At 68.7% G+C, this 19,239-nt stretch carries 21 protein-coding genes and 2 pseudogenes; 15 read left to right on the top strand and 8 right to left on the bottom strand.

Features of this window, described 5'->3' with window-relative positions; translation table 11 throughout:
• Positions 1 to 506: TlpA disulfide reductase family protein (locus G7B71_RS14050; protein ID WP_243406254.1), on the bottom strand; the 506-nt coding region annotated here is incomplete at its 3' end.
• Between the two features lie 145 nt (positions 507 to 651).
• Here G7B71_RS14050 and argH point away from each other — a divergent pair.
• Genes argH through G7B71_RS14025 form a run of 5 tightly spaced genes read left to right on the top strand, consistent with a single transcriptional unit; the run spans position 652 to position 4,443 of the window.
• Complete coding sequence (gene argH, locus G7B71_RS14045; RefSeq protein ID WP_166041973.1) at positions 652 to 2,028, top strand: argininosuccinate lyase; 1,377 nt, start codon at positions 652 to 654, stop codon at positions 2,026 to 2,028.
• Complete coding sequence (locus G7B71_RS14040) at positions 2,025 to 2,342, top strand: hypothetical protein (RefSeq protein WP_207774807.1); 318 nt, start codon at positions 2,025 to 2,027, stop codon at positions 2,340 to 2,342. Before argH ends, G7B71_RS14040 begins: the two co-directional genes overlap by 4 nt.
• 13 nt (positions 2,343 to 2,355) lie before the next feature.
• Entirely contained in the window at positions 2,356 to 3,213 is an 858-nt protein-coding gene (gene galU, locus G7B71_RS14035) for a UTP--glucose-1-phosphate uridylyltransferase GalU (protein WP_166041981.1), read from the top strand.
• 4 nt (positions 3,214 to 3,217) lie between these two features.
• The gene (locus tag G7B71_RS14030; protein WP_243406253.1) at positions 3,218 to 4,180 is read left to right on the top strand and encodes a zinc transporter ZntB; all 963 of its coding nucleotides are present in this window, start codon (positions 3,218 to 3,220) and stop codon (positions 4,178 to 4,180) included.
• Positions 4,181 to 4,215: 35 nt separating this feature from the next.
• Positions 4,216 to 4,443, top strand: coding sequence for an HNH endonuclease (locus G7B71_RS14025; protein WP_347708454.1), 228 nt, complete (start codon positions 4,216 to 4,218; stop codon positions 4,441 to 4,443).
• A 79-nt stretch (positions 4,444 to 4,522) separates the two neighbouring features.
• Here the strand turns inward: G7B71_RS14025 and G7B71_RS14020 are convergent.
• Both G7B71_RS14020 and G7B71_RS14015 read right to left on the bottom strand, forming a co-directional pair.
• Positions 4,523 to 4,837 (bottom strand): annotated as a pseudogene (locus G7B71_RS14020) (endonuclease domain-containing protein); the annotation flags it as partial.
• A gap of 68 nt (positions 4,838 to 4,905) precedes the next feature.
• On the bottom strand, positions 4,906 to 5,472 hold the full coding sequence (locus tag G7B71_RS14015) for an HNH endonuclease (RefSeq protein ID WP_166041969.1): 567 nt from the start codon (positions 5,470 to 5,472) through the stop codon (positions 4,906 to 4,908).
• Positions 5,473 to 5,610: 138 nt separating this feature from the next.
• Here G7B71_RS14015 and gluQRS point away from each other — a divergent pair, with 138 nt between their 5' ends.
• From gluQRS to egtD, 5 genes are all read left to right on the top strand, one after another.
• Positions 5,611 to 6,564, top strand: coding sequence for a tRNA glutamyl-Q(34) synthetase GluQRS (gluQRS, locus tag G7B71_RS14010; RefSeq protein WP_243406252.1), 954 nt, complete (start codon positions 5,611 to 5,613; stop codon positions 6,562 to 6,564).
• Positions 6,565 to 6,573: 9 nt separating this feature from the next.
• Positions 6,574 to 6,768: a twin transmembrane helix small protein gene (locus tag G7B71_RS14005; protein ID WP_166041967.1), complete on the top strand. Its 195-nt coding sequence runs from the start codon at positions 6,574 to 6,576 to the stop codon at positions 6,766 to 6,768.
• Between the two features lie 10 nt (positions 6,769 to 6,778).
• Positions 6,779 to 7,345, top strand: a complete 567-nt coding sequence (locus tag G7B71_RS14000; protein WP_166041965.1) for a cob(I)yrinic acid a,c-diamide adenosyltransferase — start codon at positions 6,779 to 6,781, stop codon at positions 7,343 to 7,345.
• A 64-nt stretch (positions 7,346 to 7,409) separates the two neighbouring features.
• Positions 7,410 to 8,669, top strand: a complete 1,260-nt coding sequence (gene egtB, locus G7B71_RS13995) for an ergothioneine biosynthesis protein EgtB (RefSeq protein ID WP_243406251.1) — start codon at positions 7,410 to 7,412, stop codon at positions 8,667 to 8,669.
• The gene (gene egtD / locus G7B71_RS13990) at positions 8,669 to 9,634 is read left to right on the top strand and encodes an L-histidine N(alpha)-methyltransferase (protein WP_166041961.1); all 966 of its coding nucleotides are present in this window, start codon (positions 8,669 to 8,671) and stop codon (positions 9,632 to 9,634) included. The genes egtB and egtD overlap by 1 nt, the downstream gene beginning before the upstream one ends.
• A gap of 3 nt (positions 9,635 to 9,637) precedes the next feature.
• Here the strand turns inward: egtD and G7B71_RS13985 are convergent, their stop codons facing one another.
• Positions 9,638 to 10,702, bottom strand: a complete 1,065-nt coding sequence (locus tag G7B71_RS13985; protein WP_166041959.1) for a DUF1176 domain-containing protein — start codon at positions 10,700 to 10,702, stop codon at positions 9,638 to 9,640.
• A gap of 97 nt (positions 10,703 to 10,799) precedes the next feature.
• On the opposite strand from G7B71_RS13985, the gene G7B71_RS13980 reads away from it, so the two are divergent.
• The 3 genes from G7B71_RS13980 to G7B71_RS13970 are packed head-to-tail and all read left to right on the top strand — an operon-like array spanning position 10,800 to position 12,600.
• Positions 10,800 to 11,093 carry a YggT family protein gene (locus G7B71_RS13980; RefSeq protein ID WP_166041957.1) on the top strand — a complete coding sequence of 98 codons (294 nt, stop codon included), beginning with the start codon at positions 10,800 to 10,802 and terminating at the stop codon, positions 11,091 to 11,093.
• A 2-nt stretch (positions 11,094 to 11,095) separates the two neighbouring features.
• Positions 11,096 to 11,983, top strand: a complete 888-nt coding sequence (gene folD / locus G7B71_RS13975; RefSeq protein ID WP_166041955.1) for a bifunctional methylenetetrahydrofolate dehydrogenase/methenyltetrahydrofolate cyclohydrolase FolD — start codon at positions 11,096 to 11,098, stop codon at positions 11,981 to 11,983.
• Entirely contained in the window at positions 11,980 to 12,600 is a 621-nt protein-coding gene (locus G7B71_RS13970) for a MarC family protein (RefSeq protein WP_166041953.1), read from the top strand. The genes folD and G7B71_RS13970 overlap by 4 nt, the downstream gene beginning before the upstream one ends.
• A gap of 3 nt (positions 12,601 to 12,603) precedes the next feature.
• On the opposite strand, the gene G7B71_RS13965 is transcribed toward G7B71_RS13970, so the two are convergent.
• Positions 12,604 to 14,376, bottom strand: coding sequence for an AcrB/AcrD/AcrF family protein (locus G7B71_RS13965; RefSeq protein ID WP_166041950.1), 1,773 nt, complete (start codon positions 14,374 to 14,376; stop codon positions 12,604 to 12,606).
• Positions 14,377 to 14,471: 95 nt separating this feature from the next.
• Between G7B71_RS13965 and G7B71_RS13960 the strand changes: the two genes are divergently transcribed.
• Both G7B71_RS13960 and G7B71_RS13955 read left to right on the top strand, forming a co-directional pair.
• Positions 14,472 to 14,882 (top strand): GtrA family protein, encoded by a 411-nt coding sequence (locus G7B71_RS13960; RefSeq protein ID WP_166041947.1) that lies wholly within the window; start codon positions 14,472 to 14,474, stop codon positions 14,880 to 14,882.
• A gap of 13 nt (positions 14,883 to 14,895) precedes the next feature.
• Positions 14,896 to 15,621, top strand: a complete 726-nt coding sequence (locus G7B71_RS13955; protein ID WP_166041944.1) for a class I SAM-dependent methyltransferase — start codon at positions 14,896 to 14,898, stop codon at positions 15,619 to 15,621.
• On the opposite strand, the gene G7B71_RS13950 is transcribed toward G7B71_RS13955, so the two are convergent.
• The 3 genes and pseudogenes from G7B71_RS13950 to G7B71_RS13940 form a co-directional block, all read right to left on the bottom strand.
• Positions 15,618 to 16,694, bottom strand: coding sequence for a glycosyltransferase family 2 protein (locus G7B71_RS13950; RefSeq protein WP_166041941.1), 1,077 nt, complete (start codon positions 16,692 to 16,694; stop codon positions 15,618 to 15,620). The genes G7B71_RS13955 and G7B71_RS13950 overlap by 4 nt on opposite strands.
• Before the next feature lie 44 nt (positions 16,695 to 16,738).
• The gene (locus G7B71_RS13945) at positions 16,739 to 18,301 is read right to left on the bottom strand and encodes a hypothetical protein (RefSeq protein ID WP_166041938.1); all 1,563 of its coding nucleotides are present in this window, start codon (positions 18,299 to 18,301) and stop codon (positions 16,739 to 16,741) included.
• Positions 18,302 to 18,479: 178 nt separating this feature from the next.
• Positions 18,480 to 19,239, bottom strand: a pseudogene (locus G7B71_RS13940) (hypothetical protein); the annotation flags it as partial.

Below are 19,239 nucleotides of genomic sequence, written 5' to 3'. Positions count from 1 at the left end.
ACGTCGACGCAGGCGCCATATTCGGCGCGGGGCGAGCGCAGGAACTTGCGGCGAGCCGGAACCTCCGCCTCGTCGAGGAGGCGGGCGACTCGCTCGCTCTCCCACTCGGCCATTCCGACCATGCGCCACACCTCGCGGCCCTCGGCGTCGTAGAGGATCGTCGTCGGCAGTGTGTCGAGGCGCATGTCGGTCATGAACCGCATCTCGGGGTCCAGATTGGCCTCGAGATGACGAAAGTCGCGCTCGCCGAAGAAGCGCGTGACCCGCTCGCGGCCGTCCAGGTCCTGGCTCAGCGCGACGACGTTGAGCGCGTCGCCTTCGCGCGCCGCGAGCGCGTCCAATGACGGCATCTCGACGATGCACGGCGCGCACCAGGTCGCCCACAGATTGACCAAAGTCGGCTTGCCGCGGAACGCCGCCATGCTGGTCGGCTGGCCGCTCTCGTCCTGGAAGGTGAAGGTCGGCGCCGGCGTTCCGGCGTGCGAGCGGTCGAGGCGGCCGGTCACGGGGACGACCGCGTTTCCCGGCGCTGCCGCCGCAACCTCATTGCCTTGTGGCGCTGCCTCATTATCCCTAGCGCAGCCCGCGGGCAGAGAGCCTGCAAGGCCAAGGAGAAGGGCGATCACCAGCCTCAATTCAGACTCCAATGCGATGTGGGGCGGACGGTTCGCGGAAGGGCCTTCCGCTCTGATGCGCGAGATAAATGCCTCGATCGCCTTCGACAAGCGGATGTGGCGCCAGGACATCGAGGCGTCCAAGGCCCATGTCGCGATGCTCGGCGCTCAAGGGATCGTGCCGGCCGAGGATGCCGCCGCGATCGCGCAGGGCCTCGACACCATCGCCGGCGAATATGAGGCGGAGGGCGTCCCCGAGGACAAGGCGCTCGAGGACATCCACATGCATGTGGAGCATCGCCTCACCCAGCTGATCGGCCCCGCCGCCGGCCGCCTTCACACCGCCCGCTCGCGCAACGACCAGGTCGCCACCGACTTCCGCCTGTGGGTGCGCCGCGCCAACGACAAGATCGACGTCGGCCTGGAGTTCCTGCTGAAGGCCCTGGTCGCTCGCGCCGAAGAGCATGCCGAGACGATCATGCCGGGTTTCACCCACCTCCAGGTCGCGCAGCCGGTGACTCTCGGTCACCATCTCATGGCCTATTACGAGATGTTCCGGCGCGACCGCTCGCGCTTCGCCGACGCCCGCGCCCGCGCCGACGAATGCCCGCTCGGCGCCGCCGCGCTCGCCGGCACCTCCTATCCGCTCGACCGCGAGGCGACCGCCAGGGCGCTCGGTTTCGCCCGTCCCACCGCCAACAGCCTCGACAGCGTGTCCGACCGCGACTTCGCGCTCGACCACCTCATGGCCGCCGCCCAGTGCGCGCTCCACCTGTCACGCCTCGCCGAGGAGCTGATCATCTGGGCGAGCCAGCCGTTCGGCTTCGTGAGATTGGGCGACGATTTCTCGACCGGCTCGTCGATCATGCCGCAGAAGCGCAATCCCGACGCCGCCGAGCTGGTCCGCGGCCATTCCGGCCGGATCCTCGGCGAGCTCGTCGCTTTGTGCACGACGATGAAGGGCCTGCCGCTGGCCTATTCCAAGGACATGCAGGACGACAAGGAACCGGTCTTCGCCGTCCAGGACCTGATCGAGATCTCGATCGCGGCAATGACGGGGATGGTCCGCACCGTGACCTTCGACAGGGATCGGATGCGCGCGGCCGCCGCTTCGGGCCATTCGACCGCGACCGACCTCGCCGACTGGCTGGTCCGCGTCGCCGGCGTGCCGTTCCGCGAGGCGCACCACATCACCGGCCGGGCGGTAAAGCTGGCCGACGATCGCGGCACCGCCTTGTGGGAGCTTTCGGTCGAGGACCTGCGCACGGTCGACGCGCGCATCGACGCCTCGGTCTATGACGTCCTCTCGCCCGAAGCCTCGGCGCGCAGCCGCACCAGCTATGGCGGCACCGCGCCGGATCAGGTACGCGCGCAGGTGGCGGCCGCGAAGGCCGCGCTGGGAATCAAGGCATGAGTCCGAAGCCTGTCATTGCCATCCTCGGCGCCGCACTCATGCTCGCCGGCTGCGGCCTGCGCGAGCCGCTTCGCCCGGCCGAGGGACAGTCGATGCCGGTCGCTCCCGCGCTGGCGCCGCGCGCGCTAACCTCGGACGAAATGCTCGCCGTCTCGTCGGAAATGCGGCCGCTTCGTGTCGACGAGCCGCTGACCCGGTCCGAGGAGCGCCCGGCCGACCGCTTCGACCTGCCGCCGCCCGACGTCGGCGGCCTGGTCGAATCGAACACGTCCGAGCTCGAGGAAGAGCCGGGCGAGGCCGACCAGCCCGAATAAGCCAGGAGCAATGATGAAACCCGTCCGCAAGGCCGTCTTCCCGGTCGCCGGTCTCGGCACCCGCTTCCTGCCGGCGACCAAGGCGATCCCCAAGGAAATGATCACCCTCGTCGATCGCCCCCTCATCCAATATGCGATCGAGGAAGCGCGCGAGGCGGGGATCGAGCAGATGATCTTCGTTACCGGCCGCGGCAAGGGCGCGCTGGAGGACCATTTCGACATCTCCTTCGAGCTCGAGACGACGATGGCTGCGCGCGGCAAGTCGCTGGACGTGCTCGAAAGCACCCGCACCGAGCCGGGCTCGGTCATCTCGGTTCGCCAGCAGGAGCCGCTGGGCCTCGGCCACGCCGTCTGGTGCGCCCGCAACATCGTCGGCGACGAGCCGTTCGCGGTGTTCCTCCCCGACGAGGTCATGGTCGGCCAGCCCAATTGCATGGCGCAGATGGTCCAGGCTTACGAGAAGGTCGGCGGCAACGTCGTCGCCGTGCTCGAAGTGCCGCCGTCCGAGACCCACCGCTACGGAGTCGTCGTTCCCGGCGCCGACGACGGCAAGCTGGTCGAGATCAAGGGCCTCGTCGAGAAGCCGCCGCAGGGCACCGCGCCGTCCAACCTCATGCTTCCCGGCCGCTACATCCTCCAGCCCGAGGTGATGCGGGCGCTCGACGCGCATGAGAAAGGCGCCGGCGGCGAGATCCAGCTCACCGACGCCATGGCCAAGCTGATCGGCACCCAGCCCTTCCATGGCTATCGCTTCGACGGCGAGCGCCACGATTGCGGCGAGAAGGTCGGCTTCGTCATCGCCAACCTCGCGCTGGCGCTGCGCCGCGAGGACATCGGCCCGCAGGTGCGCGCCTATATCGCGGATCTCTGAGGACGTGGAATGCGGGCTCCTCATCGGTGACGGACCGTTTCGGCGGCTCACCATCGAGGAGGCGGAGGCCTATGACGGCCGCGGCTTCCTGTGGCTGCACCTGCAGGGACGCGACGAGGCCGACCTCGCCTTCCTGAAGCGGCAACCGGGAATCCCCGGCGTCGCCGCCAGCGCTCTCGTCGCGACGGAGACGCGGCCCCGCTGCGACCGCATCGACAACGGCGCCATCGTCAACCTGCGCGGGCCGGGCGACAACGATCCCGCCGATTCCGATCGCCTCGTCTCGATCCGCCTGTGGATCCACGACAACCGAGTCACCTCATTGAGCCGCCGCCGCATGAACGCGACAGCAGCGGTCATGCAGATGTTCGAGGACGAGAAGCTGCGCGATCCGGGCGATCTCGTCGCCGCTTATGCCCGCACCATCAGCGCCGAGCTCGATCCCCAGGTCGCCGGCCTTGGTGACCGCCTCGACGATGTCGAGAGCGATCTCGAGACGCCGAAGAGCCTCTATCGCCACCGCACCCAGATCACCCGTATCCGCAGCGAGGCGATCGCGTTCCGCCGCTTCGTCGCGCCCGACCGCGACGCGCTGATGACGCTCGCCGCGCTCGACGTCACCTGGCTCGGGGACGACGACCGGCTCCACATCCGCGAGGCGGCCGATCGCTTCGCGCGCATGACCGAGGAGCTGGAAGCGGTTCGGGAGCGCGCCGCCCTGCTCCACGAACAGATCACCGACCTGCGCGCCGAGCAGCTCGACCAACGCGGTCTGCAGATCGCGGTGGTCGCCTTCATCTTCCTGCCGCTGACCTTCATCACCGGCCTGCTCGGCATGAACGTCGAGGGCATACCCTTCGCCGGCGAGGCCTGGGCGTTCTGGGGCGTCGTGCTGTTCTGCCTCGGCGTCGGGGCGGCGGTCTCGGCCTATTTCATGTGGCGCTATTGGCTACGCGAGAGGGGCTGAGCTGTTTCCTCTGCGGCCGGCCGCTGGGCAGCCGCGTGGAATGGCATCACCCGGTGCCGCGCAGCCGCGGCGGCCGCCATACCGAGCCGGTCCACCCGATCTGCCACGGCACCATCCACGCGACCTTCACCAACAAGGAGCTCGAGAAGAGCTTCGCCAGCGCCGACGCCTTGCGCGGCCACCCCGAGATGCGGACCTTCCTGCGCTGGATCGAGGACAAGGATCCCGATTTCCACGTGCCGACGAAAAGGCGGAAGGACTAACTGTCCTCCCCGCGATTTCGCGGGGAGGGGGACCGGCGAATGCCGGTGGAGGGGGGGTGCGCGCAGCGCACTCTTCGACAATGCCGCGAACAACGCCTTCGAGATTGCGATAGACTTCCGCAGCCGGAACACGAAGCGTCTTGACGCCCTTGTTCGCCAGATCGGAGTCGCGGCGCAGGTCGCGCTGCGGATTGTCGCCCAGGTCGTGCGCGTTGCCATCAACCTCGATCGCCAGCGCCGCGGCGCGGCAGAGGAAGTCGATCGTATATGAGTTCGTGGGCCGTTGACGGCGAAATTGGAAACCTTCTGGACGGGTGCGGAGGACCTGCCATAGCCGAACCTCCGGCGGAGACATGGCGCGGCGCAGTTTCCGAGCCTTCTCAACTGGTCCCACGAAGAACCCCCTCCGTCACGCCTGCGGCGTGCCACCTCCCCGCGAAAACGCGGGGAGGACGTGCCCGCTCAGGCCTCCAGGTCGATGTCCCAGTAGAGATAGTCGACCCAGCTGTCGTGGAGGTAGTTGGGCGGGAAGGCCCGGCCATGCTCCTGAAGCTGCCAGCTGGTCGGGCGGAACGGCCAGCGGTCGAGCGCCATATGCGCCTGCTTGGGCGTGCGCCCGCCCTTGCGCAGATTGCACGGCGCGCAGGCCGTGGTGACATTCTCCCAGGTCGTCCGCCCGCCCTGGGCGCGCGGGATGACGTGATCGAAGGTCAACTCGCGGGGGTCGCCGCAATATTGGCAGGAGAAGCGGTCGCGCAGGAACAGGTTGAATCGGGTGAAGGCCGGATATTCGTTGGGCCGCACGAACTGCCTGAGCGCGATCACCGAGGGCAATTTGAACGCCGTCGTCGGGCTGTGGACCTCGCGCTCGTAGCTGGCGACGATGTCGACACGCTCCAAAAAAACCGCCTTTACGGCGGTTTGCCAGGGCCAGAGCGAGAGCGGGTAGTAACTGAGCGGGGTATAGTCCGCGTTCAGCACCAGGGCCGGGCAACTGTCCGGATGCCGAATAAGGTCGGGGTGGTACACTCACGAGCTCCGTCTCTGGGAAGAGTCTTCCCCGAAACGCCGCCCCCGGACCTGTCGCACCCAGAAACGAGGGAGAACAGGCGCTCCGGCGAGCCTCTCCTCCTGTCGCGCCACCTCATGGCCGTCTAAGGTGACGCCATGATGACACCACAGGGCGCGACTCGCGGTCAAGAGCCGATTTCCGCGTCATCCACAGCTCATGAGACCGCGACCCGCTTCGCGCCCAGCCCGACGGGCCCGCTCCATCTCGGCCATGCTTATTCGGCGATTCTGGCGCACGATTTCGCGCGGGCGCGCGGCGGCATCTTCATGCTGCGCATCGAGGACATCGATCCCGGCCGCTCGCGGCCCGAGCATGTCGACGCGATCCTCGAGGACCTGGCCTGGCTCGGCCTCGACTGGGACGGCGAGCTCTTGTTCCAGTCGGAGCGGCTGGCGCTTTACCAGGTCGCGCTCGACCGCTTGCGCGGACAGGGCCTCGTCTATCCCTGCTTCTGCACGCGCTCGGAGATCGCTGCCGAGATCGCGGCGAGCGCCTCGGCGCCGCATCCCGGATCGGGGTCCGGGACAGGCGACCCGGACGGCCCGGTCTATCCCGGCACCTGCCGCGCGCTTTCCCATTCCGAGCGCTACCGGCTGATCGAGGAGAAGCCGCATGCCTGGCGCCTCGACATGACGGCGGCGCTCGAACGGGTGAATGAGTCTCTGAGCTGGTGCGATCATGGCAGGGCAGTCGCCGCCGAGCCCGAGCGGTTCGGCGACGTCGTGCTCGCGCGCAAGGATGCGCCGGCCAGCTACCATCTCGCCGTCACCATCGACGACTCGGCCCAGGGAATCACCGACATCGTGCGCGGCCAGGACCTGTTCGCAGCGACCCATGTCCACCGCCTGCTCCAGGCGCTGCTCGGCCTGCCGGTGCCGCACTATCATCACCACGACCTGATCCGCGGCAATGACGGACAGCGCCTCGCCAAGCGCAACCGCGCTCCGACCATCGCCTCGCTGCGCGCCGCCGGCGCCGATCCGCGCGACCTCGCCGAAAGCCTCCGCAAGGGCGCGCTTCCGGCTGGATATTCGGTCGCCGCGGACTAGAGAGGGACGATGCAGCCCATCCTCATCATCCTGCTCGTCATCGCCGCGCTGGCGACCCTGTTCGTGCTGATCCGCGGCGTCGTCGGCCTCGCCAACAACCAGACGCCCGAGCGCAGCCAGGAACTGATGCGCAAGCGCATTCTCTACCAGGCGATCGCGATCCTGCTCGCCGTTCTTCTGCTCCTGACGTTCGGCAGCCGCTGAGCGCGCGGCCTTGGTAAAGCTCAACAATATCTACACGCGAACCGGCGACTCCGGCACCACCGGCCTCGTCGACGGCTCTCGAGTCGCCAAGTCGGACTCGCGCATGGCGGCGATCGGCGATGTCGACGAGGCGAACAGCGCGATCGGCATCGCTCTGCTCCATGTCCAGGATGACGGGCTGAAGGCGATGCTCGCCCGAATCCAGAACGAGCTGTTCGACCTCGGCGCCGATCTCGCCACCCCCGGCGACGACTTCGCGCCGACCGAGATGACGCTGCGCATCGTCCCGGGGCAGATCGACCGGCTCGAGCGCGAGATCGACGCGATGAACGAGGCGCTGTCGCCCCTTCGGAGCTTCATCCTTCCGGGCGGCGGAGCAGGGTCCGCTCATCTTCACCTCGCCCGCGCCGTCGCCCGCCGCGCCGAGCGCACCGCCGTGGCCGCCGCGGCGAGCGTCTCGCTCAACCCGCTGGCGCTCACCTATCTCAATCGCCTTTCGGATCATCTTTTCGTCGCGGCGCGTTATGCGGCACGTGCGGAGGGCGACATCCTGTGGAAGCCGGGCGCGACCCGCTGAGGCGGGCGACGCCGCGTTGACCTTGCGTTCCGCCGCTGTCAGGATTCCGCACGGGAGGAGCGACGTGGCCGCAGCGGCGCCAGCGCAGGACCAGGCGGGGCTCGCCGAACTTTATGCCGGGGTGCGCAGCCTCAGCCGCGCCATCGCCGCGCCCCTGTCCGACGCCGACGCGACGATCCAGCCGCACGACGACGCCTCGCCCGCCAAGTGGCACCTCGCCCATACCACCTGGTTCTTCGAGACCTTCCTGCTTCGCGACCACGTCCCCGGCTACCGGCTCCACGACGAGCGCTGGCCCTTCCTGTTCAACTCCTATTACGAGGGCGAGGGCGACCGCCACGCGCGGCCGCGCCGCGGCATGCTCAGCCGCCCGTCGCTCGACGAAGTGCGCGCCTATCGCGACGCGGTCGACGCAGCGATGCTCGACGCCATGGACGGTCTGCCGTCGGACCTCGTCGAGCTCGGCCTCCAGCACGAGCAGCAGCATCAGGAGTTGCAGGTGATGGATATGCTCGCGGCGCTTGCCGAGAATCCACTGAGGCCGGCACTCTACGATCCCGCGCCGCCCCTCTCGCCGCCGAGCTATGATGCGTGCAGAATGGTCATGGTGGAGGGCGGGCTCGTCGACATCGGCCATGGCGGCACCGACTTCGCCTTCGACTGCGAAGGGCCGCGCCACCAGCAGTTCCTTCGCCCTTACCAGATCGCCGACCGGGTCATCGTCAACCGCGAGTGGCAGGACTTCATCGCCGACGGCGGCTATGCCGACCCGCGCCTGTGGCTGTCCGACGGCTGGGCCTGGGTCCAGGCAAACCAGGTCGAGGCGCCGCTTTACTGGCAGCGCGGCGACGGCGGCTGGCTCCGCTTCGGCCTCGACGGACTGCGCGCGGTCGATCCGCACGAGCCGGTCTGCCATGTCAGCTGTTACGAAGCCGACGCCTATGCGCGCTGGGCCGGCGCCCGCCTGCCGACCGAGGCGGAATGGGAGCATTCCGCGGCGATCATGGACGATCCCGCGACCGGCGACCTGCTCGACGCGGCCGGCGCGATCAGGCCGCGCTCGCCGCTTCATCCGCCGCACCGCGAAAAATTCTATGGGGGCGTGTGGCAATGGACCGCCAGCGCCTACCTTCCTTACCCTGGCTTCAGACCCGCCGAGGGCACGGTCGGCGAATATAATGGCAAGTTCATGAGCGGGCAGATGGTGCTTCGCGGCGGCAGCTTCGCAACGCCGCGCGGTCATGTCCGCGCCAGCTACCGCAACTTCTTCTATCCCCATCAGCGCTGGATGTTCTCCGGGCTCAGGCTGGCGAAGGACGTCTGATGCACGCGCGGCCGGACCCGATCGAAGCCGACAATGCTTTCCGCGACGACGTCCTCGCCGGCCTGTCCGCCCCGATCCGCGCGATCCCCGCGCGCTGGCTCTACGACCGCCGCGGCTCCGAGCTGTTCGAGCGGATCACCGAGCTTCCCGAATATTATCCGACGCGCACCGAGATGGCCTTGCTCAACACCGTCGCCGGGGAGGTGGCAGAGGTCGCCGGCACCGGTGACACCGTCGTCGAGTTCGGCTCCGGCTCCTCCGCCAAGACGCCGATCCTGCTCGATGCGGTGAAGCCTTCGGCCTATGTGCCGATCGACATCAGCGGGGAATTCCTGCGCCTCTCCGCCGCCGGGCTGAAACGGCAATTTCCGACCTTGCCGATCCTGCCGGTCGAGGCGGATTTCATGCGCCCGATCACGCTCCCCGAGCAGGTCCGGGCCAGGTCCAAGCTCGGTTTCTTCCCCGGTTCGACGATCGGCAATCTCGTCGCCCGAACCGCCGTCGACCTGCTCCGCGCGATGAAGGACACGCTCGGCAGCGGTTCGTGGCTGCTGATCGGAATGGACCGGATCAAGGACGTCGATGTGCTGCTCGCGGCCTATGACGACGCCCAGGGCGTCACCGCCGAGTTCAACATGAACCTGCTCCACCGAATCAACCGCGAGCTCGGCGGAACGATCGACGCATCGGCCTTCCGCCACCGGGCGATCTGGCGCGATTCCCACGCGCGGATCGAGATGCACCTCGAGGCGCTGCACGACACGCGCTTCACCGTCGCCGGCCAGCCTTTCGCGATGCGCGCGGGCGAGACCATCCACACCGAGAACAGCCACAAATACGGCCATCGCGACGCGCGCCTGCTGCTGCTCGCCGCGGGCTGGGGCGTGGTTCGCGAATGGACCGATCCCGAGGACAAGTTCGCGATCCTGCTCGCCGAGGCGGAGCCGCCGCGCTTCGCGCCGTGAGGCTCAGCGGACCTCGGCGCGCCAGGTAGTGAGGTAGAAAAAGGTGCCTCGGCACTCGCTCATCTCTTCCTGCTCGACGAGTCTGAAGATCTCGCCGGTCCAGGCATAAGAGGAGCGCACGCCGCAATCGCCAAGGCCGCGGCCCTTGGCATATTCGTGGATCATCCGCCTGTCGGGGTCCCACTCGGCGTTGGTGAGATAGTAGCGTGGGGTCTCGTCCACCCCTTCCTGCGGTGGGACGTCGAGCCGCCCCTCTTCGATCCTGATGTCGCGCCCGTCACGCCAGGCGATCAGCGGCACCGAATTGTAATTGTAGGCGCCCGCCCCGCAGGACAGCAGGATCAGGGTCCTGCCGTTGCCGAGCGCGAAGGTGCGCGCTTCCTCGGGACCGCCAATCTCGCTGGCGAGACATCCGTTCGAGCGCCGAACCGCGTCGATTTGCGCGGCGGGGATTGCCAGCGGGCGTTCATCGGTGCGCGGCGCGACCGTGACCACCGGACGCGCCGGGGCGGGCGGAATGACGCTCGCCGGCCGATTGCCGGGACGGATATAGGAGGTGGCGGTGTGGAGTCGGCCCTGCCGCTCGTCCATGTAGAGCAAGGCGCCATGGGCCCCGTGCACCGCCAGCTCACCGAGCCTCCGCCCGCCGGCGTCCTGGACGACCATCTTCTCGACATAGAGTCTGTCGATGAACCCGGGCAGGTCCGCCGCCTGCAACCGCCATTCGCCCTCGGCGACCGGCGTGAAGCTGATCCCTTCCAATGGCCTTCCATATTGGACGAGCCGCGCCGGTGTGCCTTCGAAGTCGAGGATGACGATGTCGAGCGGCGCATCCGCTTCCGGGCCGCGCTCGAGGCGCAGGATGGCGTAGCGCTCCCAGGGGAAATCCTCCTCTTCTTGCGCCTCGCTCGGCTCGGCAGCCCGAGTTTCTTCCGGAACCAGCGACACCGCCTGGCAGCGCAGGCCGTTGTCGCAGGTCACCACCCAGTCATGGAAATTGTGAATCTCCGACGGCGTCGGCGCGTCCTGGACCGCCGCGGCGGCGAGCAGCAGGGACAGCAGGATCATGACGGCAGCTTAACGATCCGCGCGTGCGCCGGCCAGCGCGCATTGCCCTCGCGGACCCCCACCGCTACATCCGCCCGACATCATTCAGGGACACCAGATGCTCGCCGGCCTCCTCCTTGCCATCGACTTCCTGCTCAACGTTCTCATCATCCTGATCATCGGTCAGGCGATCCTGAGCTGGCTGGTCGCGTTCAACGTGATCAACACGCGCAGCGACGGCATGCGCCGCTTCCTGATGGCGCTCGACCGGATGACCGACCCGATCTACCGGCCGATCCGCCGAATCCTGCCCGATTTCGGCGGCATCGACTTCTCCCCGCTCGTCGTGCTGCTGCTGATCAAGGCGATCCAGATCGTGATCCGGTCCAGCCTCACCGGCATGCCGCTCTAGGCGTGGCCGCGAGCGTCATCGACGGCAAGGCGGCCGCGGCCGGGATCCGCGCGCGCGTCGCGGCGCAGGTGCCGGGCTTCGTGGCGGCCGCCGGCCGCCGCCCCGGTCTCGCCGTCGTGCTCGTCGGCGAGGACCCCGCCAGCCAGGTCTATGTCCGCTCCAAGGGCAAGGCGACGCGCGAAGCGGGCATGGAGAGCTTCGAGCATCGTCTCTCTCCGGAGGTCTCGCAGGACGAGCTGCTGGCGCTGGTCGAGCGCCTCAATTCGGACGAGGCTGTCGACGGCATCCTCGTCCAGCTGCCGCTTCCGGCCCATGTCGACGAGCAGGCGGTGATCGCCGCGATCGACCCGGACAAGGATGTCGACGGCTTCCACGTCGTCAATGCGGGCCGGCTGGCGGTCGGCCTGCCGGCCCTGGTGCCATGTACCCCCTTCGGCTGCCTGCATCTTCTCAAGCAACAGTGCGGCAGCCTCAGCGGTCTCGAAGCGGTGGTGATCGGCCGCTCCAACATCGTCGGCAAGCCGATGGCGCAGCTTCTGCTCGCCGAGAATTGCACCGTCACCATCGCCCACAGCCGCACCCGTGATCTGCCCGAGGTGGTGCGCCGCGCCGACATCGTCGTTGCCGCGGTCGGCCGACCGGAAATGGTGAAGGGCGACTGGCTGAAGCCCGGCGCGACGGTGATCGACGTCGGCATCAACCGGCTGCCGACCGACGACGGCAAGGGCCGCCTGGTCGGCGACGTCGACTTCGCCTCGGCGTCCGCGGTCGCCGGCGCGATCACGCCGGTGCCGGGCGGAGTCGGGCCGATGACCATCGCCATGCTTCTGCGCAACACCCTGGTCGCGGCGCATGGCCGCGCGGGCCTCGAGGCGCCGGAGGACCTGTGACCGAGCTGTTTGTCTCCGCCCTCGTCACCTTCTTCGTGATCATCGACCCGCCGGGCTGCGCGCCGATCTTCGCCAGCCTGACCCAGGGCGCCGCCCCGGCGCATCGCCGCGCCATGGCGGTGCGCTCGGTGCTGATCGCGACCGGCATCCTCCTCTTCTTCGCCCTGCTCGGCGAGGATCTGCTGCGCGCGCTCGGCGTGTCGCTCAGCGCGTTCAAGATCGCCGGCGGCATCATGCTGTTCCTGATCGCGCTGGAGATGGTGTTCGAGAAGCGCCAGGAGCGCCGCTCCAGCCGCGCCGAGGACGTCAAGCGCGACGGCGAGGTCGAGGACATCTCGGTGTTCCCGATGGGCATCCCGATGATCGCCGGCCCCGGCTCGATCGCCTCGGTGATGCTTCTGACCGCGCGCAGCGAGGGCCTCGCCGGCACCCTGATCGTGCTCGGCGCGCTCGGCTGCATCCTCCTTCTGACCCTCGCGGCCTTGCTCGCCGCCGGCCCGCTGATGCGGCTGATCGGCGAGAAGCTGGAGGGCATGATCACCCGCCTGCTCGGCGTGATCCTTGCCGCTCTCGCGGTCCAGTTCGTCCTCGACGGCCTCGAGGCGACGATCGCCTGAGGCTTACCGCCGCACGCGCCACATTCGGTAGGGCGAGTTGGCCGGAAGCGAGACCGGCTCCAGCCAGGCCGGCACGCGTCCGCGGCTGAGCTGGCCGTAGAAGCCGTTGGGGGCCGCGGCCCGGTAGATCGTCGATTCCGACATATTCGGGCAGATCAGCACATAGTCGATGCCGCGCCGGGCGATGATCGCCCGGGCATTGGCCTCGTCGCCGCGGAAGGCGCGCATCACGTCCAGGATCGCCTGGTGATTGCGGTGGTACGGCCCCGAAATCGCGTCGTGATGGGTCAGCGTGACCAGGCGCGGCCCGAGGTCGTTGAAGGTCAGCACATAGCCCTTGGGCTGCTGGGCGACGGGGCGAAGCGCGCCCGGCGTCGGGCATGTGTTGTTGGCGCGGTTGATCGCCTGCCGGCCGGGGCTCACCGGCTCCTTCTTGTCGAACCAGCCTGCGGCCTGGCCGGCCAGCGCGCCCGAGACGATGAAGAAGGCGGCGAAGGTGCCGAGCACGCGCACCAGCATGAGCCTCTGCTTCTGGAACCAGATGATCAGCGCCCAGCCGAGGCCGGCGGCACCCGGCACGGCGAGCAGCTGCGACGCGGCGGCGGCGCGGGTCTGCCACAGCAGCAGGGCGGCGGCGAGCGCGGCCATCGCGCCGATCGAGGCCCAGCGGACCAGCAGGTCGGTGTCGCGGCGGTTGCGCCACAGCATCACGAGATAGCCGATGAGGCCGATCGCCGGCAAAGTGGCGATGGCGATCGTGGTCGTGGTGCCGTGACGATAGAGCGGCATCGCCTCGCGAACATTGTTGAGCCACATCTCGGCGAGCTCCGGCGGAACGCCTTCGAGGCGGCCGAGGCAGTTCGGCCAGGCCAGGGCGTAGAAGCCGGCGAGCAGGGCGCCGCCGACCGCGCCGGCGACGAGCCGCAGCCAGGGCGAGTCGAGCCGAAGCCATGCTAGCGCCACGGCGACGACCCCGGCGAGCAGCATCACCGACAGCCACACCGGCGACAGCGCGTCGCACACCGGCAGGCGGTTGGCCTCCGATGCGAAGATGAGGAAGCCGAGCGAGGTGCCGCCGGCGAGGCTGATGCCGTAGGCGGCGAGCCGCAGCGATTCCGCCCGGTCGATCACCCAGCGCAGACCGATCGCCGCTCCCGCGATAGCGAGGTAGAGCAGCATCTCGAGGCCGATCGTCAGCGACAAAGCGGTGGCGATTCCGACGGTGATCCCGCCGCGCTTCTTGTTGGGATCGGCGAGGCCGGCGACGACCACCGCGACCATCGCGAGCTGCCAATTGTGGTGGTCGATGCGCAGCGGCGCGAACATCGCGCGGACCGATCCGCCGCACACTAGGATCGCCGGCCCCAGCCAGAAGGCGTAAGGCGACAACAGTCGCCGCGCCGCCAGCGCCATCGCGCCCAGCGCGATCAGCAGCGGCAGCGTCGGCGCGATCGCGACGGCCCAGCGCTCGGCGATCATTCCTCCGAACAGCGGCTTGAGCAGCAGGTAAAGGCCCGCAATCGGCAGGTCGGGAATGCGCGACCAGTGCATGTTGAGCCCTTCGGGCGGGCTCAGCCGATATTGGCGCAGGTCGTACCAGCCCTGCCCGTCGAGCAGGGCGCGCACCTGCATGATGCGCAGGTTGTCGTCGGTGTCGCCGAGCGCGAAACCGTGGATGCCGCCCCACCTCTCCCACACGAGATAGGCGACGGTACAGACCCAGAAGAGCAGCACGACGGGCCGCCAATGGCGCTGGAACGCGTCCGCCAGGTTCAATTCATGCCCCTTTTCAAGCCGGTGGCCCCGCTCTACTCGACACGTCGCAAACGGCAAGGCCGCCGCGGCGGCTCGACGACAAGGTCAAGGGTTTGATGATCTCCTGGGTGGAGCGGGCACGCCGCTCCGAAGTGTTCGGACAAGTGATCCGCTTCGGGCTGGTCGGCGGCTTCGTGACCGCGCTCGGCGCGGGCGCCTATCTCGTCGCTGCGCTCGCCGGCGTAGCGCCTTTGCTCGCCAACGTGCTCGCTTACGCGGTGGCGATGGCGAGCGGCTATGTGCTGCACAGCAAGGTGAGCTTCCGCGGCCATGGCAGCCGCGACAATCCCGCCCAGCGCACCCTTCGCTTCGTCACCGTCAGCCTGATCAGCTTCGCCCTCAACAGCCTATTCGTGTGGACGATGACCGAGCCGCTCGGCTGGCCGGTGTGGACCCCGGTGGTGCCGATGCTGTTCGTGACTCCACTCGTCACTTTCACGCTTAACCGGCGCTGGGTGTTTGCGTGATAGAGCGGGGCTGATGGAACGGATCGTCTATGATCGCATGGCGGAGCTCGACACCCGCCACTGGTGGTACCGGGCGCGGCGCGAGGTGCTCGCAGCGCTGATCACGCGCAAGATCAAGCTGCCGAAGGACGCGCGGATCCTCGAGATCGGCTGCGGCACCGGCCACAATCTCGCGATGCTCGGCCAGTTCGGCGAGGTCGATGCGATCGAGCTGGACGATGCGGCGCGCGAAGTCGCCAGCGCGCGGCTCGGCCGAGCGGTGCTCGGCGCCCGGCTGCCCGAGCTCGAAGGCGTGCCCGAGGCCAGCTACGACATGGTCGCGCTGCTCGACGTGCTGGAGCATGTCGAGGAGGACCGCGCCGCGCTCGCCAGCATTGCGCGGCGGCTGAAGCCCGGCGGCGCCATCCTGATCACCGTGCCCGCCTTCCAGTGGATGTGGAGCGCCCATGACGTGGTCAACCACCACCAGCGCCGCTATTCGAAGCGCACCCTCAACGCCGCCATCGCCGATGCCGGGCTGAAGGCGGACTTCGTCGGCTATTTCAACTCGATCCTCTTCCCGCTCGCCGCCGCTGCACGACTTGCAGGAAGGCTCACCGGCAAGGAAGAAAGCGACGACAAGCTGCCGCCGGCGCCGGTCAACGCGGTGTTCGAGGCGCTGTTCGGGCTGGAGCGGCACGCGATCGCACGGCTGCCGTTCACCCCCGGCGTGTCGATCGCCGCGGTGGTTCGGGCCTAAAGCAGCTTGGCTCGTTCTGTGGTCGAAGGGCCTTCCGGCTCCTGAGCCGGGGACGGGAAGGGCAGCGCTTCGACAGGCTCGGCCTGAACGGAGACATTCTCTTCGGTCGCGACATGGCCCAGCTGCGGGCGGCCGTGGGCTTCACCCGCGATGTCGGCGACGATGTAGAGCGGGCGGCGCTTCGATTCGATGTAGAGCCGGCCGAGATATTCGCCGATCATTCCGAGCACGAACATCTGCACGGCGCCGAGCAGCACGACCACCAGCATCGTCGAGGTCCACCCCTGGACCGCGCTGCCGGTGAAGAAGCCGATGGCGATGTAGATGAGCAGAAGCACGCTCGCGAGCACCAGCCACAGCCCGATATGGCTGGCCATGCGCAGTGGCGCGGTCGAGAAGCCGGTCACTGCGTCGAGCGCGAAGGCGATCATCTTGCGCAGCGGATATTTGGTGGTGCCGGAGAAGCGCTCGGCGCGGTCGTAGAGAAAGGGAATCTGCTTGAAGCCGACCCAGGACACCATGCCGCGGATGAACCGCGCCTGTTCGGGCAGGCTCAGGAAGGCGTCGAGCGCGCGCCGGCTCATCAGGCGGAAGTCGCCGGTGTCGAGCGGGATCTCGACGTCGGTCAGCTTGTCGAGCAGCCGGTAGAAGACCTTGGCGGTGGCCTTCTTGAACGCCGTCTCGCCTTTGCGGCCGCGGCGCACGGCATAGACCACGTCGGCCTGCTGACGGTCCATCTCCGCCATCATCTGCGACATGAGTTCCGGCGGGTCCTGCAGATCGGCGTCGATGATCAGGATGCGCTCGCCTGCGCACAGGTCGAGGCCGGCAGTCAGCGCGAGCTGGTGGCCGTGGTTGCGCGACAGGTTGATCGCGACGACTCGGCTGTCGCGCGCGCTCAGCTCCTGCATCACCCGCCAACTGGAGTCGCGCGAGCCGTCGTTGATCAGAACGATCTCGTGCGACGCGCCGGCGGCCTCGTGCGCGGCCGCGCTCACCCGGCGGTGCAGCTCCTCGAGGCACGCCTCCTCGTTATAGCAGGGGATGACCACCGAAAGGGCAGGCCGGTTCACGCGAATCTCCACTCGGGTTCGTGGGCGTCATGCCGCACGCGACATCAAGGGCGCGTCTGCGTCCCCCGGTCCACCCTATAGAGGACGCTGGTTCCTTCCCGCCAGATGGGAGTGAGGTCCGCCGCGAAGGCCGCATGGTAGGGCGGCGGATCGATCAGCCAGACGTAGTCGAACGCCTCGCGCGGGAAGAAGGCGAGCGCCTGATCGATGGTCAGCCACATCTCCCCGCGGCAGCGGCGCAGCGAGACGATCTGGGTGGGGTCGCGCACGAACCGTCCCCCCGGCGGATAATTGGCGTTGAGCAATTGCGCGCCGAGCATCGTCCACTGGTCGTTGGCGAAGGCGTGGCGGCGGACGATGGCCATTGCGGGGAGGTGGTGAAGCCGGCTCATCCCCCACGGCTCGATGCAGGGGCGGCCGACGAAGCTCACCATGCGCGCGCCGTGCGGGACATGATCGAGCGCGGCGAGGGTGCGGTCGTAGGTGCGGTCGTAGAGCGCCATGCTCCAGGTCGTGCCGATCAGCCGAATCGTGAAGAAGGCAAGGCCGGCCAGAGCGAGCATGCGGCTGAAGCGCAGATGGTCCTCGCGCACTCGGATCGCGATCAGCGCGACCGCGAAGATGTAGGGCGCGAGCCGCATGTCGGCATAGGCCGACCCGAACACGACGCGCGGCAGCAGGATATAGACGATCAGAAGGAACAGCGCCGAGGCGCCGAGATTGCGCGAGAAAGCGAGGCGCTTGCTGGCGACGACCAGCACCAGCAGGCCAAGGATGAGCAACAGCGACAACTGGTCGAAGGCTTCCCAGCGGTCGCGAAGCGTCATCTTGAGCCAGTTCAACTTGGCGACCCAATTGAACCAGTCGAAGGTCTGGCCGCCGCCATTGCTTCGCCACAGAAGCATCAGAAGCACCGGCGGCGCCAGCGCGAGGCAGTGCAGGCCGGCGGTCCAGCCGGCATGGATGAGCCGCCGGCTGCGGTCGAACTGGCGCACCCATTCGGCGGAGAAAGCGAGCACGCCGAGCGTGCCCCAGCCGAAGGCGTGCACCACCCACAGAATGCAGGAGATCGGCACGAACAAGGCGATGCGCAGGCCGTAGCGCTCGAGCCGGCCGAGCCGCAGCCACAGGGCGAAGGCGAGCAGCGCAAGCGCCATCGCCAGCGCGAAATTGGCGAAGCCGAAGAAGAACGGGTAATTATAGGCGAAAGGCAGCGCGAACAGGGTGGTCGGCGGAATCCGGCCATGCACTTCGCGCGCGACCCACAGCATCCCCGCCACGGTGAGCGGCGGGATCGCCATCACCACCAGCTTGACCGTCAGCTCGACGCCAAGCAGCGGCCCCAGCAGCTCGACGATCAGGTCGACGCCCAAATTGGCGATGATCGCCCATTCGAAGGTGTAGAATTGCTGGAGCGCCGGCGAGCTGTCGAGATCGAGCTGGACCCGGTAGCGCCCCATGTGGCCGGGCAGGTCGACGAGCGGGATCACGTCGGGCCACAGCAGCGGGACGATCGACGCGAAGACCAGCGCGACCACCGCCCAGCGCCGCTCCCACCATTGATAAGGATGCCGGGCGGCCTCGGCCGGCCCCAAAGCGAGCGTCATGAGCGGCGATTCGCCTCAGCGACCGCCGCACAGCCGGCCGCCGGCAGCGCCCATCGCCCCCATTTCCCGTCGCGGTGCCCCATCGTTCAAGCATAACCGCTGGCGCGGGCGGCGCAACGGCGGACCGGTCCGAAAGGGTGGCGGGCGGGGCTTGCGAGGGCGTCCCGCCCGCAGCGGGCTAGTCTTGCCGGCCCATGTCGGCGGCGCCGCGGCGCATTTCACGCGCCGCCTCGCGCATCCCGCGCGCGCCTTCCGCCATGCCTTCGGCCGCTTCGAGCAGCTCCTCATGGGTGACGGTGCGGCCACGCTCGCGCTCGCGGGCGATGATCCGCTCGCGCTCGTCGCGGCTGCGGAAGCGGCGGGCCTGCTCTTCCATCCGCGCGGCGCCGCGCTCCATGCCGTCGGCGCCTCGCGCCATGTGGCGGCGGCTGTCGGCAAGGGCATGGCGGACCTGGACTCGGACGGCGCGGTGCCGCTCCATGTCCGCGGCGATGCGCTGGCGCAGCACCTCCGGGTCGGGCATGTGCGCACGCGCCTCGGCGAGCCGCGCCTCGAGCTCCTCGCGGGAGATTCGGACGCCCTGGGCGTTGGCCTGAGCAACCGCCGCGGCGATCCGGTCCGAATCCGCGGCCGACATGGCCCGTGCGACGATCACCGGCACCCGCGGCAGCACCTCGTCGAGCGCGCGCATGGCGGGAGCGATCGCCTCGTCGATGTCCGGGATCTCCGGCAGGTCAGGGCTCTCGGGATCCTGGGGGTCACGAGGCGCCTGCGCCGCGGTCGCAGCGTTGGGACCGGCGGGGGCGGCCGGCGCCCGGCCGGCGGCGTCTTGCGCGACGGCCGCGAACGAGCCGGGACGGGACGAGGCGGCCGGCGGACGCGCCGCTTCGACCAGCTCCAATGTCGCGAGCGGGGCGGCGACGCCCACGCTAGGTCGA

It is taken from the genome of Sphingosinicella sp. YJ22, from assembly GCF_011320075.1.
GTDB lineage: Bacteria > Pseudomonadota > Alphaproteobacteria > Sphingomonadales > Sphingomonadaceae > Allosphingosinicella.
The sequence above is the reverse complement of the archived record's forward strand: the minus strand, read 5'-3'. Positions and strand labels throughout refer to the sequence as shown.

Coding starts and splice junctions, on each gene's coding strand:
- argH (WP_166041973.1), top strand. CDS start 652: ATGTGGGGCGGACGGTTCGCGGAAGGGCCTTCCGCTCTGATGCGCGAG.
- G7B71_RS14040 (WP_207774807.1), top strand. CDS start 2,025: ATGAGTCCGAAGCCTGTCATTGCCATCCTCGGCGCCGCACTCATGCTC.
- galU (WP_166041981.1), top strand. CDS start 2,356: ATGAAACCCGTCCGCAAGGCCGTCTTCCCGGTCGCCGGTCTCGGCACC.
- gluQRS (WP_243406252.1), top strand. CDS start 5,611: ATGATGACACCACAGGGCGCGACTCGCGGTCAAGAGCCGATTTCCGCG.
- G7B71_RS14005 (WP_166041967.1), top strand. CDS start 6,574: ATGCAGCCCATCCTCATCATCCTGCTCGTCATCGCCGCGCTGGCGACC.
- egtD (WP_166041961.1), top strand. CDS start 8,669: ATGCACGCGCGGCCGGACCCGATCGAAGCCGACAATGCTTTCCGCGAC.
- G7B71_RS13985 (WP_166041959.1), bottom strand. CDS start 10,702: ATGATCCTGCTGTCCCTGCTGCTCGCCGCCGCGGCGGTCCAGGACGCG.
- G7B71_RS13980 (WP_166041957.1), top strand. CDS start 10,800: ATGCTCGCCGGCCTCCTCCTTGCCATCGACTTCCTGCTCAACGTTCTC.
- G7B71_RS13960 (WP_166041947.1), top strand. CDS start 14,472: ATGATCTCCTGGGTGGAGCGGGCACGCCGCTCCGAAGTGTTCGGACAA.
- G7B71_RS13955 (WP_166041944.1), top strand. CDS start 14,896: ATGGAACGGATCGTCTATGATCGCATGGCGGAGCTCGACACCCGCCAC.
- G7B71_RS13945 (WP_166041938.1), bottom strand. CDS start 18,301: ATGACGCTCGCTTTGGGGCCGGCCGAGGCCGCCCGGCATCCTTATCAA.